This is a genomic window from Caulobacter sp. HMWF025, assembly GCF_003060965.1.
Lineage (GTDB): Bacteria > Pseudomonadota > Alphaproteobacteria > Caulobacterales > Caulobacteraceae > Caulobacter.
Map to the genome: position 1 here is coordinate 1 of NZ_QAII01000030.1, position 16,402 is coordinate 16,402.

Here is a 16,402-nt window from a genome sequence, read left to right on the forward strand (position 1 = left end):
TTGGCGACGATCGCGAAGCGTTCGCCGCCGCCGCTGCGTTCGATCACCAGAAGCGACCCCTTCACCGCCTGGACAAGCTGGGTGCCGCCGCGCAGGGCGGCATGGCTGCGGCGCAGCGCAGCCAGCTTGCGATAGCGGTTGAGCAGGGAGTCGGCCTTGGGGTCCTGCTCTTCCACCGAGACACCGTCATGGTCGCGCGCATAGCGCTGATCCCAGTAGCGCTCGCCCACTCGGCGGTACCAGAGGGCCTGGTTTGGGCCGGCGTCCGTCGCGGACCACTTGAAGGCCTCGCGCATCGGGATGTCTTTTTCGTCCGTCTCATAGCCGGCGTCGCCGGCGCCGCGCATGCCCAGCTCCTGTCCGTAATAGAGAATGGGCGTGCCCTTCAGGAGGAAGACCAAGGCTGCGGCGGTTCGCAGTTTCTCCGGCGAAATCTGCGGGTCCGACGCGATGCGGCTGACGTCGTGGTTCTCGGCAAAGAGCAGCTGGTGCTTGCCCGGGGGCGTGATCCGCGCCGTCTGGTCGAGGGCTGTGGCCAGCGCCGTGGCGTCAAAGCCGCGCAGGGCCTTTTCGACCGGGAAGGCGAAAATGGCGCTGGTATCGGCCCGGGTCAGATAGCTTTCGCCATAGTCGCTCCAGTCCGCCTGTTCCGCGATAAAGGTCAGGCGAGGATTGGTGGCGCGCAGCGTGTCGAACAGCGGCTTCCAGAACTCGACGAACAGGTTGGTCAGCAGCCCCCGCGAATCCAGGTCGTCCATCATGTGATCGAGGCGGAAGCCATCGACGCCGTCGTCAAACCGGCCGTCGCGGTTGGGATCGACCCAGTCGAGCAGGTAGCGGTCGAAATAGGCGCGGACGGAGGGCGCCTTGAGGTCGACGGTCGTTACGCCGTGGGTGTCCCGGCCGAAGTGGCGGATCTCGCGAAGATTGAACGGCCCGTCTTCGGCCATGCCCGCCGCCCGGTCGCGCCAGAGCAGATGGTCGGCGAAGGGGGAGTTCCGGTCCGCCAGTGCCGCAGTCCACCAGGGATGGCCTTCGGCGAGGTACTGAAACTCCATGTCGAGATAGATCTTGATGCCCGCCTTGTGCAGCTCGGCGACCAGATGCCGGAAGTCGTCCATGGTCCCGTATTCCGGATCGATCCCGGTGAAGTCCGTGGCGAAATAGTTGTGGTAGACGCGGCTGGGATAGAGCGGCGTCAGCAGAACGGCGGTGACCCCGAGCGATCGCAGATAGGGGATGCTCTCGGTGACACCGTTCAGATCGCCTTGCCCGTCACCGTTGCTGTCGCGAAAGCTGCGCATGAAGATGTGATACACAACCTCGTCAGTGAGGCTGTCGATCGGCGGAGCGGCCGCCTTGGGCGGCGCGGCCTGGGCGGGTGTCGATGCGTCGGGCGGGAGCCCGAGCGCCACCGCCGCACAGACCAGCAGGGCCGCCGCTTTCCACGGGCTGATCCAGTTCATGTCGACTCCTGGCTTCTGACGGGATGGGAAGGCGGGCCCGCTGCGGTCGGGGGCGCGCTTGTGAAAGGCCTTGAGCTTCATTCCATCGCTCCCCGTGCTGCACCTTTGGCAACTTGGGCGGCAGGATAGCTGTCGAATTTTCGCGCGTCGCGGCGATCAGATGTGGGAATTCTGGCGATACGCTATAAGATTCTTGTCATGCTGCTGCCGCTCTCCGAACCCGTGCCCCTGGCACCCGGCCTCGTGGCGCGGGTGCAGCAGGTGCGACAGGAGGCCGATGAGCCCCTGCCCAGGCGTTTCCTGCATTTCCATGGACCGGCCGAGCTGGTGCTGATCGAGGACGGTGCGGGCCAATTCCTTTGCGAGGACGCCCTGCTGCCGTTTTCGGCGGGCACCCTCCTGTACGCACCGGCGATGGCCATCCACGACTTCGATTTTTCCGAAGGGCCGCGGGCCTGGACCCTGGTGCAGTTCGATCCCCTGGCGCTCGATCCTGGCGTCGTCGCCCCGCCGGCCGGCCCGCGCAGTAGCGCGCTCGATGATCCGATGCGTCTGCGCATCAGGGTCCTGCTGGACTGGCTGAACCAGTCGATCCAGTCCCAACTGCCCCGCCAGGCTGTCGCGGTTCAGCTTCAGGCCCTGGTTCTGGCGATCAGCCAGACCTTCGGACCTGCACCTGAAGACCTCTCCAGCCCGCTGTCGTCGCTATCGAGGTTCCGTCCGATCCTGGATCAACTGTCCCGGTTCCCCTTCAGGACCCTCACCCTGGAAGAGGCCGCCTCACGCTGCGCCATGTCGCCGGCCTATTTCTCGCGCTGCTTCTCCCGGACGTTCGGAACGGGTTTCATTGCCTACCAGGGTCGTTTGAGGCTGCAGCAGGCGGCCCGGATCATCGCGACAAGCGACGAGCCTATTTCTCAGGTCGGCTACAGGCTGGGATTTCGATCGCCGGCCTATTTTGCCTACTGTTTCAAGTCTTTATTTGGTGTAACGCCTTCAGAACACAGAAGAATTATTTGAATAAAATGTAGGTAAATATTTGAAATTGGCATTTTATGTGTCTTTTATGGCGCTTGTAGGGAATAAAATGCGACCACTACAGGTTTAAATATTTAAAGAAGCTATAAACCGCCACGATCATCCGCGGCCCCGGTTGTACCCGAGGCTGCCCGCCCGGAGGCTGTCCAGGTACGCTTGTCGAGGAATGGGCCGTCATAGGGCCTGGCCGTCGCAGGCCCGGGGCTGCGGGGCGGCGACTGGGCCGGGATCGACACGGGCCCGGGACCCGGCAGACCCGCGAGGCAGGCCGTCGGCGACTGGGCATAGAGCTGGGCGGCGAAATCGTAGACAGCGCGCTCGATCACGGTCCGGACCCCCAGTTGCAGCGGTTCCAGGGCGCTCTTGCCGCCCGAGATGTCGATGACGACCCCGTCGGCGAAATCGAACACGCCGGGCTTGGTCTCGCGACCGACGATCTCCTTCTGGTAGGACGCGACGGCGACGATCTCCTGCGAGCGGGTCCGGATCAGGCGCAGGTCGGCGGCCACGCTGATCACATAGGTGCTACGGGTGAGCGCGCCCTTCAGGCCCTTGGCCTCCGTCGCGCCGATGGCGGCGTCCACCCCCGAAGAGCGGATGTTGTAGTTCAGCTCGGTCAGGCCGCCGGACAGATAGTAGTCCGACCCTGCGATTTCGCCGGCGAACACCGCGCGATAGCGCTCGGGATCGGCCGGATCCGAAGGATTGTCTGACAGCATGTGGGCCTGGGCATAGGCCCGTTCGGCATCCGAGATCACGAGGTCGCTGCGTTCAACCAGCGGAAAGCCGGCGCGCGAGAAGGCCGTCAGGGCAAAGAGGCCCGCGCCCTGGGTCAGTTTCGCGCCGGTCGCAAAGTCGCGCTTGCCGGTCAGGTCGGATAGGGCTCCGACGGCGATCCTCGGCCGCCGGACCGGGTCGGCGCGGTCGCCGAGACAGGTCAGGGCCGCCGAATAGGGCGTCGGGTTGGCCGTCGCAGGCGCGCCGCCCAGCGGCTTGGCATAGAGCCCGGTCTTGGGATCAGCCGTCGTTGTCGCGCAGCCCCCGAGGAAGCCGGCCAGCAGGGCCGGGAGCACCACGGCGGACAGGGTCTTGTTCAGGCGAGCCATGGCGGTTTTCCTTCCGGGGCGTTTTCGCAGCGCATTGACATGAAGCCTATGTCGGCTCTCAGGGCCCGGCGGGTTCGGGGGCGGACCAGGTCCGGTCGGCCTCAGCCACCGGCAGGCAGGTCTTGCGGGCCGCCTCGTCATAGAAGCGGGCCGTCAGCTCCAGCACCGCCCGTTCGACAAGGGCCCGGACGGCGGCCTGGACCGGCTCCATGCTACTGACGCCGCCGCTCACCTGGCCGTTGGCACTCTGTCCCCCGACGAGCAGGCCGAGATCGCGCGACTTGCCGATCACCTGTTTCTGTAGCGAAACCGTATCGATGACCTCCTGGCTCTGCGTATCCACAAGCCTTAGGTCGAGCCCGACATTGAGCACATAGGACCTGTCCGAGCCCGCCAGCCGCGCGCCGTCGCCGCTGCCGATGCCCAACTGGGCATTCAGGCCGGAGGACAGGATGTTCTCGTTCAGCTCGGTCACCCCGCCGACCAGATAGTAGCGGGAACCGGCAATCTGGCCGGCCAGGATCCGGCGATAGTTGTCGCCGCTGGTCCCGGCCCGTTCGGGGGTGTCCGACAGTAGCTTCTGGCGGGCGTAGTTGAGCTCGATCTCGGACACCGAACTGTCCAGACGTTCGACCACCGGGAAGCCTGCCCGGGCCAGGGCGGTGATCGCAAACAGCGAAGCGCCCTGGCTGATCTTGGCCCCGGTTTCGAAATCGACCTTGCCGGTCAGGTCGGAGATCCGCCCGACGGCGATCCGGGGGCGCGGGGCAAGGCTCTGGCGCGCGCACCTCAGGGCCGGGGTATAGGCGGTATCGTTTCGCGTGACCGGAGCCTCGGGCCGGGGTGCGGCCAGGGCCGGGCCTGACACGGTCAGGATCGCCAGACCGGAGAGCGCGTTTCGCAGGATGGCGGAACGGGTCATCGCCGCGCCGCTCATCGATCTTGCGCCGAGGCGACGCTCGCGCCGACCGCCGCGACGGCCTTTACCGTGCCGCTGTTGGTTTGCTGGTTGTCGATGATCAGGGTGTTGCCCGATCCGGTCACGGTCACGGTCAGTAGATTGCCTGCGGCCGTGGCTGAGGCCGAGGCATTGCCCGCGGCACCGGCGGAAAAGAAGTCGGCCCCCGCGCCGAACGCGGTCGGCCCGCCCAGGGTCAGACTGCTGTTTGCCGAGCCCTGCTGGATGACCCCGTTCAGGACCACGCGATTGCCGTTGGCGTCGCGGGTCGACGGCGAGAACCGCGTGGTCTCGATCGATCGGGCCCCGCCGTAGCCGGCCTCGACCGCCGACAGGCTGGACGGCGCGGTCTGGGCCATGGCGAGCCCGGAAAGGCTGGATGCAAGCCCGGTGATGAGCGCGAGGCTGCAGCGTTGAAAGGTCATGGCTGGGTGTTCCTGCGGAAAAAGACGGCGTCCGCGTCGTTGCCGACGCGGACGCCGGGGGCGAACTAGAAGCCCGTCACGGTGAGGGAGTTGCCGATCGCGGCCGAGGTCGCAGCGACCTTGGCCCCGACGTCTTTCACGGTGACGTTCGCAGCGGCATTGACGCCCGCATAGTTGATCTGGGTCGAGCTGGCCGTGTTGAAGTTGCTGGTGATCGTGGCCGAGTTGCTGAGGGCCGCGGCGGTCGCTGCAATGTCGCCGCCGACGTTGTTGACGGTGGCATTGAGCACGGCCGTGGGATCGTAGTTGGCGTACTGGGTATTGCTGATATTGCCGACGAAGGCCGTGTCGATCGTGGCGCTGTTGGCGATCGCCGCTGCGGTGGCGTCAACCTTGCCGCCGATGTCCTTCACCGTGGTGTTCAGCTCGGCCGTGGCATCGCCGAAGAAGCGCTGGGTGTTGACGACCGAAGCGCCGGTTTCGGTGCCGCCGCCAATGGTCAGGCTGTTGCCGATCGCGGCTGAAGTCGCGGAAACGTCGCTCTTAACGTTCTGGATCGTGGCGTTCAGCTTGGCGCGCACATTGGCCGCGTTGGTCTGGCCGGTCGTGGTCGATTGAGCCTGGGCCGAGCCGGCCATCAGAACCATGGCGGCGGCGGCGAGGAGAGAAGTACGGGTCATTTTCAATGTTCCTTCAGGGCCTGGAGTGGCCAAGGAAGGAGGAGCAAGGCGAGTGCCATGCGAGAAACATGACATGTGGTTAGCGAAAATAAACTAACAATATTCAAGTCTCATTAATATGTTGTGCCAGTTGAAATCACACTTCGCTTGCTTGGAGAATAACTCACTTTTAAGGATTTGAGGTGGGAGGTATAGTTATTCAATAATTACCAATACATCATTTTGTCATGGTCGTGGAGTGTGCCCAGAAGGTGCCGGCCGGGCCGCGCAGTGTCGCAGATTGAGACAGTCGGTTCCTCGCGGCAGGTGCGGGGACCCCGGGTCGGAACCGGCCGTCAGCCTGCGCCGTGCTGGACGACGCGCGCGTGGCGCTAAGCCAGCACCGTTGTCACAAGGGGGCAGCGTCCAGGGCCTCGCGCAGGGCGGCCTGGCGTGAGCGGCTGACGGGCAGGGGCGCGCCCTCGGTCAGAAGCAGACGCCAGCGGTCGCCGTCGCGCTCCAGGCGCTGCACGTGCGACAGGTTGACGATGACCGACCTGTGGATGCGCAGGAAGGTCTCCGGAAGCTGGGCCATCAGGGCATCGAGCCGGGCGGCGTGCAGCAGGCTGCGCCCCCCGACCAGCCGCAGTTCGGCATAGTCGTCGGCACCCACCACGGCCAGGATGTCGGCTAGGGGCACCAGCTCGACCCCGCGCGCCGAGGCTACGGTCAGGCGGTCGGGGCGGCTGGCGGCGCGGGTCAGGGCGGCCTCGCGGCCGCGATCGTCGCGGCCCAGCCGCACGACCTCGACCATCAGCAGCGGCAGCACCAGACTGGTGGCCAGCAGGAAGAAGGAAAAGTCGGCCAGCCATTCGGGGAACCCGATAGCCACGGCCAGGAACAGGGTCAGATAGGCCAGGGTCAGCCGCGCCCCCGGGAGACGCCGCCACACACCCACGGCGGCCGGAAGGGCAGACAGGGCCACGCCGATGATCAGTGCCCAGACCGTCTTGATGTCGAAGCCCGGCAGCAGGACCGTCGCACCGACCAGGCCCAGGGCCAGGCCGACCAGCGGCCCCCTTTGCCTGACCAGAAAGCGCGAGGCGACATAGGTCACCAGTAGCACCGCGAAAACGGCGGCGAGGGCCCAGATGGTGCTCATCCGCCAGGCGTGCAGGGGATAGGGATAGTCGAAGAGCGGCCGAAGGCTCTCGACCACGGCCTGCAGAGCTGCAACCCCGGCCATGGCGGCCAGCACAAGGCTCGAGCCGGTGCGGCGCAGGGCATGGATGACGCCGAACCCGAAGGCTGCCGCCAGCAGCGTCCCGGCTGCCACGAAGGTGATGGCCAGCAGGGCGGTGCGTTGCGGATAGGGATGCGGCAGGACGACCATCGCACTCATCGGCCGGGCGAACCGCAGGCCGCCGTGAAAGGACGACAGGTGCAGGACCAGGGTGTTGTCGCCGGGCTGCCAGCTGGTCTCGCGGATCGGAAAGATTGCCTGGTAGCGTCCGGGGACTTCGGCGCCCCTGGAGGCGGCTGGACGGCCGTTGGTACCCAGAGGCCGACCATTCAGCCAGGCTTCGGATGACGCGACGCCTGCCAGGTAGAGGGCGCGTGGCCTTGTATCCTTCGGAGAGAGGATCGTGGCGCGGATCCACAGCGCCCGGCCCTGGGGATCGACGAAATCCTCCACCGGCCGGCAGTCGCTGAGCACTGGACCGCCAGGGCCGATCGCCCCCTGACACGTCTGCCAGGACAGGTCCTGGGCGCGGGCCAGGGGCGCGAGGCTGGTCAGGACAAGGGTGAGAAACAGGATTCGCCACATGTCCGTACTCATAGGGCGCCGCTGGCCGACGGGCTCTGCCATTCGCCGATCAGGGCACGCATTTGACCGAAGGGCGGTGGCGGAGCGCACGGCCGGCGGTTCAGCTTTGGGCATGACCCAGACATCACTTCAACGCCGCGCCCTGCTCGCCGCCGCCGGCCTCGCCCTTCCCGCCCTTGCCTTCGCGCAGACCGCGCCCCCGGTGTCGCCGACCGAGGCCGGCCCCTTCCGGTTCAGGGGCTGGCAGGGCAAGGACACCGATGCCGAACGGGGCTTCTTCGAGGTCCCCGAAGACCGTCGCGACCCCCGGTCACGCAAGATCCGGCTCAGCTATGTCCGGTTCGCATCGACCGCAGCCCGGCCAGGGCCGCCGATCATCTATCTGGCCGGTGGTCCCGGGGGCACGGCGACACGGGCGCTGTCCGGGCCACGGTTTCCGATCATGATGGCCCTGCGCGAGGTGGCCGACGTCATCGCCTTCGACCAGCGCGGCACCGGCCTGTCCAACCACATCCCCGAGCGGCCGGCCTCGACGCGCCCGCCGCCGCCGTTCACGCAAGCCGGACTGACGTCCTATTTCCGCACCGATTTTCAGGAAGCCTGGGTCGACTGGACCAGGGCCGGCGTGGCCATGACCGGCTACAACACCGAACAGAACGCCGACGATATCGACGACCTGCGTCGCCACCTGGGCGCGGAAAAGGTTGACCTCTGGGGTATCAGCTACGGCACGCACCTGGCGCTGAGCATGCTCAAGCGCCACGGCGACCGGGTGAACCGTGTGGCCCTGGCCAGCCTTGAGGGGCAGGACCAGACCGTAAAGCGGCCCTCCGCCGTCGACACCCTGCTGAGCCACGTGGACGGCCTGCTGGCCGCCGACCCGGCCGTGCGGGCGGCCATTCCGGACCTGCCAGCCCTGATGCGGCGGGTGCATGCCAGGATGGAGGCGGCGCCGGTGAGCTTGACCGCGACCCTGAACGGCGCGCCGGTCACGCTGCAGATCGGCGGCTTCGCCATTCAGCTCATGTCGGGTGGCCTGATCGCCAATCCCCAGACCCTGGCCATGCTGCCGGGCCTCTATCTGGCGCTCGATGCCGGACAGACCGAGGTACTGAAGCCCTTCATGGGCGAGTTTGCCAACCTGCTCGGCATTGCCGGCATGCCCGAAGCGACGGACCTGGCGTCGGGGATCTCGCCGGGCCGGTTGGCCCTGGTGCGACGGGAGGCGAAGACCGCCGTGCTGGGTGAGGCCCTGAACTTCCCGATGCCGCAGCTGCTGGGTGTGGTCCCGGGCGCTGATCTGGGCGAGGGCTTCCGCGCGCCGCTACGGATCGACCATCCCGCCCTGCTACTGGCAGGCACGCTGGACGGTCGTACGCCGATGTCCGAGCAGGACGAGGTGGCCGCCCAGTTCCGGCGCAAGTCCCGGGTGATCGTCGAAAACGCCGGCCACAACGTCTTTGAGGCCCATCCTGACGTTCAGCCCCTGCTGGTGCGGTTCTTCCGGGGCGAGGCCGTCGCCGATACACGGCTGTCTCTGCCGCCACCGACGTTCAAGCTGGGGTGATCGGGTCAGGGTCCGAAGACTGGAGGCGGGCCTTTTCGTCTGGGGGCGCTCAGCCGCGCTTTCTGAGCGCCCGGGTGAACATCTCACCGCTCTCGACAAACCCGGTGGCCAGGCAGAATGCGCGCAGCTCCCCGGGGCCGACCGGCGGGTGAAGGACAAGTTCGCCGCACCCCGCAGAGCGGGCGGCCTGGGAGGCCGCCTTGAGAAGCAAGCGCGCGACTCCGTTTCGCCGCCTGTCCGGATCGACGAACAGGGTTGAGATCCACCCCACCTTCTGGTCGGCCGTGAGGACAGAATGCCAATGGGCCAAGATGACGCCGGTCGGCGGGCCCCATTCATCGGCGACCAGCAGGACGCCGGGTTGTTCCTGGATGGCCCTCAGACGCTGGGCAAGCCTGTCCCGGGCCAGGGGCAGGCCAGTTGTTCTGAGCAGTTCGGCCAGGCCGTCCACGTCGCCATGGTCTGCGGCTCGAATGGAAAGGCCGTAGCGGCTCGACATGAGGTTTGAGTCTCCCGGTCGTGCGAGATTGCGGTCAGGGCCGCTCACGCCAAAGCCCTGTACCGCGCTGGTGGCTGTTGCAAGCAAGCCGGGTTAGCCGTCTGCCTCCATCCCGTTCAGGCGAAGCGCTGGATCAGGAAACGCGCGCCCAGCTGGAGGCCAGGCTCATCGATGCTGTGGCCGAGCCCTGGCGAAATGTGGGACGCGACGTCGAAGTCCAGGGCCCTGAGCCCGCTTTCGGCCTGATGCAGGGCTTCGACAGGCAGGACCTCGTCGCGGTCGCCGTGAACGAGCAGAACGGGCGGGCGGGTCACGACCTCGGCGGCCAGTTCGGCCGGGTCGGCCAGCATGCCGGAGAAGCCGATGATGCCGGCCAGGCTCCTCGCCCGGCGCGGCCCGACATGTAGTGCCATCATCGTGCCCTGGCTGAAGCCGACCAGAGCCACCTTGTCCTCGCTGAGGCCATGGGTGGCGAGCTGGGCGTCGATATAGGCCTGCAGGGCTGGGGCTGAGACACGTACGCCTGCCGCGCGCGCGGCCGGCGTCAGGCTGGTCAGGGGCCACCATTGTCGCCCGTAGGGCACGCCGTCGCAAGGCTGGGGCGCGTCGGGGGCGAGGAACAGCGTGTCGGGCAGCGCTGCGGCCCAGTAGGGAGCCAGATCGATCAGGTCCGCGCCGTTCGATCCATAGCCGTGCAGGAGGATCACCAGGGACCTGGCCGGGCCGCCTGAGGCGGGTGCCGCGCTGGGACCGTCAAGCCGGGGGATCTGGGTCATGGCGGTTCCTGGCCGGTTCGGTTTCGCGTTGGGCCCCCACCATAGCCGGCTTCGCCCGGCGGCGTCGCGCCAAGACTCGACCGGGGCGTCGCCATGACCCTTCTGCGCTCTTCGCAGGCTGCGGGGTGCGCCGACCGGTGGAGCCGGAACGGCTGGGCCATTTCCAGGTCTTCGGCATAGCGACATATTGTAGGACAAATGTGCAGTTGCTATGGTAGCGCTCACAAAGTTGAGCCGAGAACGCAATCATCGGCGAACTACCGGGAGGGGACATGTTTGGTAAGCGGGCCGCCAAGGCACTACGTTCGGCTATTCTGGCAACGCTGATTTCAACGGGCTGCGCATTGGCCCAGCCGACCCCCGGGTCCCAGGCCTATCACTGGCAGAGCGTCCCTTACGGCGCGGGGGGCTATGTCGATGGCTTCATCTATCACCCGCGGGAAAAGGGCATTCTCTACGCGCGCACCGATGTGGGCGGGCTCTATCGCTATGACTTCACGGGGCGCTCCTGGGTGCCCCTGCTCGATCACCTTCCGCGTGAAGACGCTGACTTTATGGGTGTGTTGAGTGTGGCCATCGATCCGGCCAACCCGGACAAGGTCTATGCCGCTTGCGGTCTCTATCTGCAGGACTGGGCCCGCAAGGGTGCGATCCTGCGATCCGATGATCGCGGCCTGACCTGGAAGAAGACTGAGCTGCCGATCCGGATCGGTGGCAATGCCGACGGACGGGGCACGGGTGAACGGCTGGTCGTCGATCCCAGGGATTCAAACACAGTATACTTTGGATCAAATCAGGACGGACTTTGGCGGAGTACGGACAGCGGCGCGACCTTTACGAAGCTGACGGCTTCACCTGCGCGATCGATAAACTTCCTGATTTTCGAGCCGTCGTCCAATGACCTCTACCTTGCCAGTGCAGACGGCAAGGGAGGGCTGTATGTCAGCCGGGACAAGGGCAGCACCTTCGTTGCCGTCGAGGGCGCGCCGCAACAACTGCCGCAAAGGGCTGCCTTTGCGGCGGACGGCACGATGTATGTGACTTTTGCGGTCGGTGACGGCTCTTCGTGGGCCGTGAACCCCAGCCATGCCGAAGGTGGCAAGCTGGTCCGTCGTGATCCCGGGAGTGCAGGCTGGAAGGAGATATCGCCGATCAAGCCCAGTGACGGCCTGCGCGGCGGTTACTCCGGCATCGATGTCGCTCCAGACGGAACCGTCGTCGTGTCGACCCTGGATCGCTGGTGGCCCCATGACGATGTCTTTGTGTCGCGCGACAAGGGCGCGCGTTGGTCGGCCCTGAGCCGGCAGGCGCGCTTTGCGGTTTCCGACTATCCCTGGCTGGAGGAAACCAACCCCGAGCGTCGCATGGGCGGCTGGCTTTCAGACCTGAAGATCAATCCCTTCAACCCTGATGAAATGACCTATGGCCATGGGGGCGGGGTGTGGACCAGCCGCAACCTCTCCGCTGCGGGTACGGATCAACCCCTCATTTTCGACGCCAATATTGCCAATCTGGAAGAGGGGGCCGTGACGCAGCTGGTCTCTCCATCGGGTGGGGCGACAATTCTGGCAACGATGGGAGATACGGCCGGTGGCGCCTGGGACGATCTGACAAAGTCTCCGAAGGCCGGTCTGTTTCGCCCGAATACCGAGACAAACGAGAGCATAGACTATGCGGGCCAGAGGCCCGGATGGATCGTTCGCACGGTTCACAACAGCAAGACCCGCGGATTTTTCTCAAAGGATGGCGGTGGAAGCTGGGACATGTTCGCTGCGACACCAGTCGTGGCCAGCCCGCCGAACGAGCCCTACAGGGGGCCGGGGGCGATAGCCATTTCCGCCAAGGGCTCGGCGCTTGTTTGGGCTCCTGAGCGGTCTGGTGGCTTTCATTCGTCAGATGGCGGAAAGTCATGGAGCCCGTCCGCCGGCTGGCCTGACCAGAGAGAGCAGACTCTCACGCCGATCGCCGACAAGGTCGTTGATCAGGTCTTCTACCTGCACGATCGTCCCGGCGGACGAATCCTCGTCAGCGTCGATGGTGGCGGGTCATTCAAGATGATCGCCGAAGGCCTGCCCGTGATCCAGTCCTGGGACCGGTCGCAGCTTGCCGTAACGCCCACGCGGATGCGCGATCTCTGGATCGCCTTGCCCGGCGGGCTCGTTCATTCCCGCTCGGCCGATACGCCGTTCAAGAGCGTCAAGAAGGTTGAGGCGGCCTGGGCCATTGGCTTCGGCGCACCCCGCCTGAAAGACGGCTACCCCACAGTCTTTGTTTTTGGAAAGATTGCGGGTCAGGGCGGACTCTGGCGGTCGGAAGATGAAGGGGTGAGCTGGCTCCGGATCAATGACGACGCGCACCAGTTTGGTGACATGCGTTCGATTACGGGCGATCCGCTGGAATTCGGAACCCTCTACATTGCCCCTCATGGTCGCGGCGTCATGGTCGGACGGCCACCCGTCGTGACCAAGCCCTAGAGGTCTTGGGCGTTCCCGGGCGGCCTCCACAGCGGTGTGGAGGCGCTCTTTTGATCCCGGGAACGGACGGCCTTCGGTCTGAACCTGCCCCTGCCATCAAACTGAGTGATCCTCATGGCTATTCCCCGTCGGATTCTGTTCAAGGGCCTGATTGCGGGCGCCGCGCTTCCGGGCCTTGCCCAGGCCCGGTCGGAAACGGTGGCGGCTGCCCCGGGAACGCCCGCCTGGGGTGTCGGGACGGAGACGCAACGCAAGGCCGATCTGGGGAACGGGACCTATCTCAATCCCATCCTAAGCGGGGATCACCCCGACCCGACCATCCTGAAAGATGGCGGAACCTACTACATGACGTTCTCGTCGTTCTATTCCTACCCGGGTCTCGTGATCTGGAGCTCCACGGACCTGGTCAACTGGACCCCCGTGGGCCCCGCGCTCAGGAAGCCGCTGGGCGTGATCTGGGCCGTCGATCTGATCAAGCACAACGACCGCTATTTCATCTACATCCCGGCGGATCCGGAGGGGAAAGGCTGGTCGATCCACGTCATCTGGGCCGACCATATCGGCGGACCCTGGAGCGATCCGATCGACGTCGGCATCAAGGGCTGTATCGACCCGGGCCATGTCGTCGGTGAAGACGGCAAGCGCTACTTGTTCGTCAACGGCGTGCGCAAGGTCCGCCTGACGGATGACGGTTTGGCCGCCGACGGGCCTCTGGAACCGGCCTATGCCCCATGGCGATATCCGGATGATTGGGTTGTTGAGAATTTTGCGCCCGAAGGTCCCAAGCTTCTACGCCGCGACGGCTGGTTTTACCTGATTACGGCGGTTGGAGGCACGGCTGGACCGGCGACAGGTCACATGGTCATCGCCGCGCGCTCCCGCTCTGTGCACGGCCCCTGGGAGCATTGTCCGTACAATCCTCTGGTGCGCACCCGCAGCGCGGCCGAGCCCTGGTGGTCGCGCGGGCATGCGACGGTCGTGGAGGGCCCCGCCGGTGATTGGTGGATGGTCTATCACGGCTATGAAAATGGCTATCGGACCCTCGGCCGGCAGACTCTTCTGGAACCCATCGAATGGACCGCCGATGGCTGGCTCCGGGCCCTGGGAGGCGACCTTTCGAAGCCTCTGCCCAAGCCTCGCGGGGGCAGGGCAGGACCGTCCGCGCCAGGACTCTCTGATGACTTTTCCGTCGACCGGATGGGGGTGCAATGGAGCTTTCATGATCCGGCTCCGGATGAGGCCGGGCGAGCGGTCTATGAACCCGGCGGCCTTCGCATTCAGGGACGTGGCACGTCGCCGCTCAACTCCGCACCGCTGACCTGTCTTGTTGGTGATCGATCCTATGAGGCCGAGGTCTCCATCGAGTTGCTTGGTGAAGCCGAGGCGGGGATCCTGCTTTTCTACAATCACAAGGCCTTTGTCGGCCTCGGGTTCGCGCCGAAGGCCCTGAAGGTCTTCCAGTATGCCGAGGAACTGACCTGGGCCCAGATCGCACAGGACGCCCGCAGACTCCGGTTACGAGTTACCAATGTCGAGAATGTCGTGACCTACCATTACTCGTATGACGATGGCCGGACATGGATAAGGCATGGGACGCGGATGGAGGTGTCAGGTCTGCATCACAACGTCTTTGGCGGGTTCCTGAGCCTTCGTCTTGGTCTGTTTGCCGCCGGATCCGGAGCGGTCAAGTTCAGCAATTTCAGCTACCGGGCCAATCCGCTCCAATCGCAGGAAAGTGTCCTCCACGGGATGTGATCCCGCTTTTTGCGGCCAGCCTCGAACGCGGCCATATCAGCGGCGGTTCGCGTGGTGCAGTCCAGCCAGGCGCAGGCGTGTCTCTTCTATCTGAAGAGTAGATCGATCTCGCTCTGGAGAACGTCCGGACCATTGAGGGCTGGACCATTGATGGTCTGCTCACGGTAGAGCCGCTCGGAGGCCGTCTCTGCCTCCTCCGCGTCGACGATGCCGGCGCATCCGGCAACCCGGTTCAGCCGGGCCTCCAGTGTGCCCAGGATGTCCGCAATCTTGCTTAGCCGCTGACCCACCAGATCGTGGAAGCCGCAAGCTTCCAGTATGGCGATGGCGTGGTTGTGGGTATCCCCTGGCCCGGTCTCCGGCGCGGCCAGAATGGCTTCTGCAGACGTCAGGATGCGGGAGACGCCGTCGTCGGCTTCCCGGCGCATGGCAACGAGTTCAGCCCGGGCTGCAGGCAGTCGCTCGCCCCCCATCCGACGCGGAGCCAGTCCGCTGACAACAGCGCGCAACTCCATCAGGCTCTCACGCAGTGACGCGAGCTCGCTGGCTGCCGGGCGGTCATCGCCCGCAGCAACATCAAGGTCGGGTGCTGGGCGTTTGAGCGAGGTCACCGATACATCAACTCCCTGGCTGCGGGGTAGGCCCGCCGCCTGTCAGAACTCTCCGAATATCGTCGACATCTTCTGCTTCAGGGTTTCGGCGTTGAAGGGTTTGACAATGTAGTTATTGGCACCGGCCTGTTTGGCGGCGACGACGTTTTCCGTCTTGCTCTCGGCCGTGATCATGATGAAGGGCGTGCGGCTCAGGGCGGCGTCGCCCCGCACGGACCGGAGCAGGTCGTAGCCGGTCATCGGCTCCATGTTCCAGTCCGAGATCACCAGGCCGTAGGGCTTGCGCTTCAGCTTGCCCAGGGCTTCCTCGCCACTGGCAGCTTCGTCGAGATTCTCAAAGCCCAACTGTCGCAGCAGGCTGTGAACAATCCGGATGGTGGTCTTGTAGTCATCGACAACAAGGATAGGCATCGAAGCGTCGGCGGCCATTCTGTCCTCCAGGGATCCGGTCTCGGGACAACAGAACACAGGTCTGTAAAAATATGCTTGTGATGGAATCCGGGACAGATTGTCGCACTTGAAAATAGGAACTCAACAGCCTGAGCCGGCCGAGGTTCTTGCCTGGAAAGGGCAATTCAGATTCCGCGCCCGTTGAAGGGATGAATTCAACCTTTGGCCTAGCTTTTGGAGGTCCAGGCGAGGACCGATCCGTAACTGGCCATTAACTAACAAGGACCAGCCTCGACCTCTCAATTCCCGACCAGGAACGGACCCATGGCTAGCAACGACATGATTGACCAGCGTCTGGATTTCCTCGGCATCGACCGTGATGCCCGGGCTGCACTGCGATCGGCCGGCGGTCTTGTCGCCAAGGAATTGCCCGGAGTTCTGGACAAGTTCTACGACAAGGTCCGCGCAACGCCCGACGTTCGTCGCTTCTTCAGTGGCGACGGCCAGATGGATGGTGCCAAGTCCGCTCAGCTGCGCCATTGGGCCTCTATCGTATCCGGCAATTTCGACCAGCAGTACATCGACAGCGTGCGCAAGATCGGCCACGTCCATGCGCGCATCGGCCTGGAGCCGCGCTGGTACATCGGCGGCTATGCCCAGCTGATGGAAGGCCTGATGCGAAAAATGATCGCCGAAGCTTTCGGCGGCGGGGTCATGAAGCTTGGCCGTCGCAAGGGCGGCAAGGATCTGGCCGATCAGATGACCGCCGTCATGAAGGCGGTTCTGCTCGACATGGACTATTCAATTTCGATCTATCTGGAATCGATCGAGCTCGAAAAGCAGAGCGCAA

At 65.1% G+C, this 16,402-nt stretch carries 14 protein-coding genes and 1 pseudogene; 5 read left to right on the forward strand and 10 right to left on the reverse strand.

The features are described from left to right. The coding region (locus tag DBR10_RS03975; protein ID WP_158273151.1) for an alpha-amylase family glycosyl hydrolase at nt 1-1,466 on the reverse strand (1,466 nt) is incomplete at its 3' end. Nucleotides 1,467-1,664: 198 nt separating this feature from the next. Between DBR10_RS03975 and DBR10_RS03980 the strand changes: the two genes are divergently transcribed. Then, a complete protein-coding gene (locus DBR10_RS03980) occupies nt 1,665-2,486 on the forward strand; it encodes a helix-turn-helix transcriptional regulator (protein ID WP_108505231.1) in 822 nt (273 codons plus the stop codon). A gap of 101 nt (nt 2,487-2,587) precedes the next feature. Here the strand turns inward: DBR10_RS03980 and hfaB (DBR10_RS03985) are convergent, their stop codons facing one another. The 5 genes from hfaB (DBR10_RS03985) to DBR10_RS04005 form a co-directional block, all read right to left on the reverse strand. Beyond that, nucleotides 2,588-3,610 (reverse strand): holdfast anchoring protein HfaB, encoded by a 1,023-nt coding sequence (gene hfaB / locus DBR10_RS03985; protein ID WP_108505230.1) that lies wholly within the window; start codon nt 3,608-3,610, stop codon nt 2,588-2,590. 58 nt (nt 3,611-3,668) lie between these two features. Next, on the reverse strand, nt 3,669-4,532 hold the full coding sequence (gene hfaB / locus DBR10_RS03990) for a holdfast anchoring protein HfaB (protein ID WP_108556157.1): 864 nt from the start codon (nt 4,530-4,532) through the stop codon (nt 3,669-3,671). Between the two features lie 11 nt (nt 4,533-4,543). Then, nucleotides 4,544-4,993, reverse strand: a complete 450-nt coding sequence (gene hfaA, locus DBR10_RS03995; protein WP_108505229.1) for a holdfast anchoring protein HfaA — start codon at nt 4,991-4,993, stop codon at nt 4,544-4,546. A gap of 65 nt (nt 4,994-5,058) precedes the next feature. Continuing rightward, entirely contained in the window at nt 5,059-5,673 is a 615-nt protein-coding gene (locus tag DBR10_RS04000) for a hypothetical protein (RefSeq protein WP_108505228.1), read from the reverse strand. A gap of 388 nt (nt 5,674-6,061) precedes the next feature. Beyond that, nucleotides 6,062-7,492, reverse strand: a complete 1,431-nt coding sequence (locus tag DBR10_RS04005) for a LytR/AlgR family response regulator transcription factor (RefSeq protein WP_233243255.1) — start codon at nt 7,490-7,492, stop codon at nt 6,062-6,064. A 100-nt stretch (nt 7,493-7,592) separates the two neighbouring features. On the opposite strand from DBR10_RS04005, the gene DBR10_RS04010 reads away from it, so the two are divergent. Beyond that, nucleotides 7,593-9,047 (forward strand): alpha/beta hydrolase, encoded by a 1,455-nt coding sequence (locus tag DBR10_RS04010; protein ID WP_108505226.1) that lies wholly within the window; start codon nt 7,593-7,595, stop codon nt 9,045-9,047. Between the two features lie 49 nt (nt 9,048-9,096). Here the strand turns inward: DBR10_RS04010 and DBR10_RS04015 are convergent, their stop codons facing one another. Then, a complete protein-coding gene (locus DBR10_RS04015; protein WP_108490294.1) occupies nt 9,097-9,546 on the reverse strand; it encodes a GNAT family N-acetyltransferase in 450 nt (149 codons plus the stop codon). Nucleotides 9,547-9,662: 116 nt separating this feature from the next. Next, nucleotides 9,663-10,322: an alpha/beta hydrolase gene (locus DBR10_RS04020; protein ID WP_108505225.1), complete on the reverse strand. Its 660-nt coding sequence runs from the start codon at nt 10,320-10,322 to the stop codon at nt 9,663-9,665. Between the two features lie 344 nt (nt 10,323-10,666). Here DBR10_RS04020 and DBR10_RS04025 point away from each other — a divergent pair, with 344 nt between their 5' ends. Both DBR10_RS04025 and DBR10_RS04030 read left to right on the forward strand, forming a co-directional pair. After that, on the forward strand, nt 10,667-12,796 hold the full coding sequence (locus tag DBR10_RS04025) for a WD40/YVTN/BNR-like repeat-containing protein (protein WP_158272215.1): 2,130 nt from the start codon (nt 10,667-10,669) through the stop codon (nt 12,794-12,796). 114 nt (nt 12,797-12,910) lie between these two features. After that, complete coding sequence (locus DBR10_RS04030) at nt 12,911-14,551, forward strand: family 43 glycosylhydrolase (protein WP_108490215.1); 1,641 nt, start codon at nt 12,911-12,913, stop codon at nt 14,549-14,551. Nucleotides 14,552-14,637: 86 nt separating this feature from the next. On the opposite strand, the gene DBR10_RS04035 is transcribed toward DBR10_RS04030, so the two are convergent. Beyond that, nucleotides 14,638-15,162 (reverse strand): protein phosphatase CheZ, encoded by a 525-nt coding sequence (locus DBR10_RS04035; RefSeq protein ID WP_146184145.1) that lies wholly within the window; start codon nt 15,160-15,162, stop codon nt 14,638-14,640. A gap of 42 nt (nt 15,163-15,204) precedes the next feature. Further along, nucleotides 15,205-15,591: a response regulator gene (locus DBR10_RS04040; RefSeq protein ID WP_108490284.1), complete on the reverse strand. Its 387-nt coding sequence runs from the start codon at nt 15,589-15,591 to the stop codon at nt 15,205-15,207. Nucleotides 15,592-15,891: 300 nt separating this feature from the next. On the opposite strand from DBR10_RS04040, the pseudogene DBR10_RS19680 reads away from it, so the two are divergent. Beyond that, nucleotides 15,892-16,365: pseudogene (locus DBR10_RS19680) on the forward strand (protoglobin domain-containing protein); the annotation flags it as partial. Nucleotides 16,366-16,402: the final 37 nt, after the last annotated feature.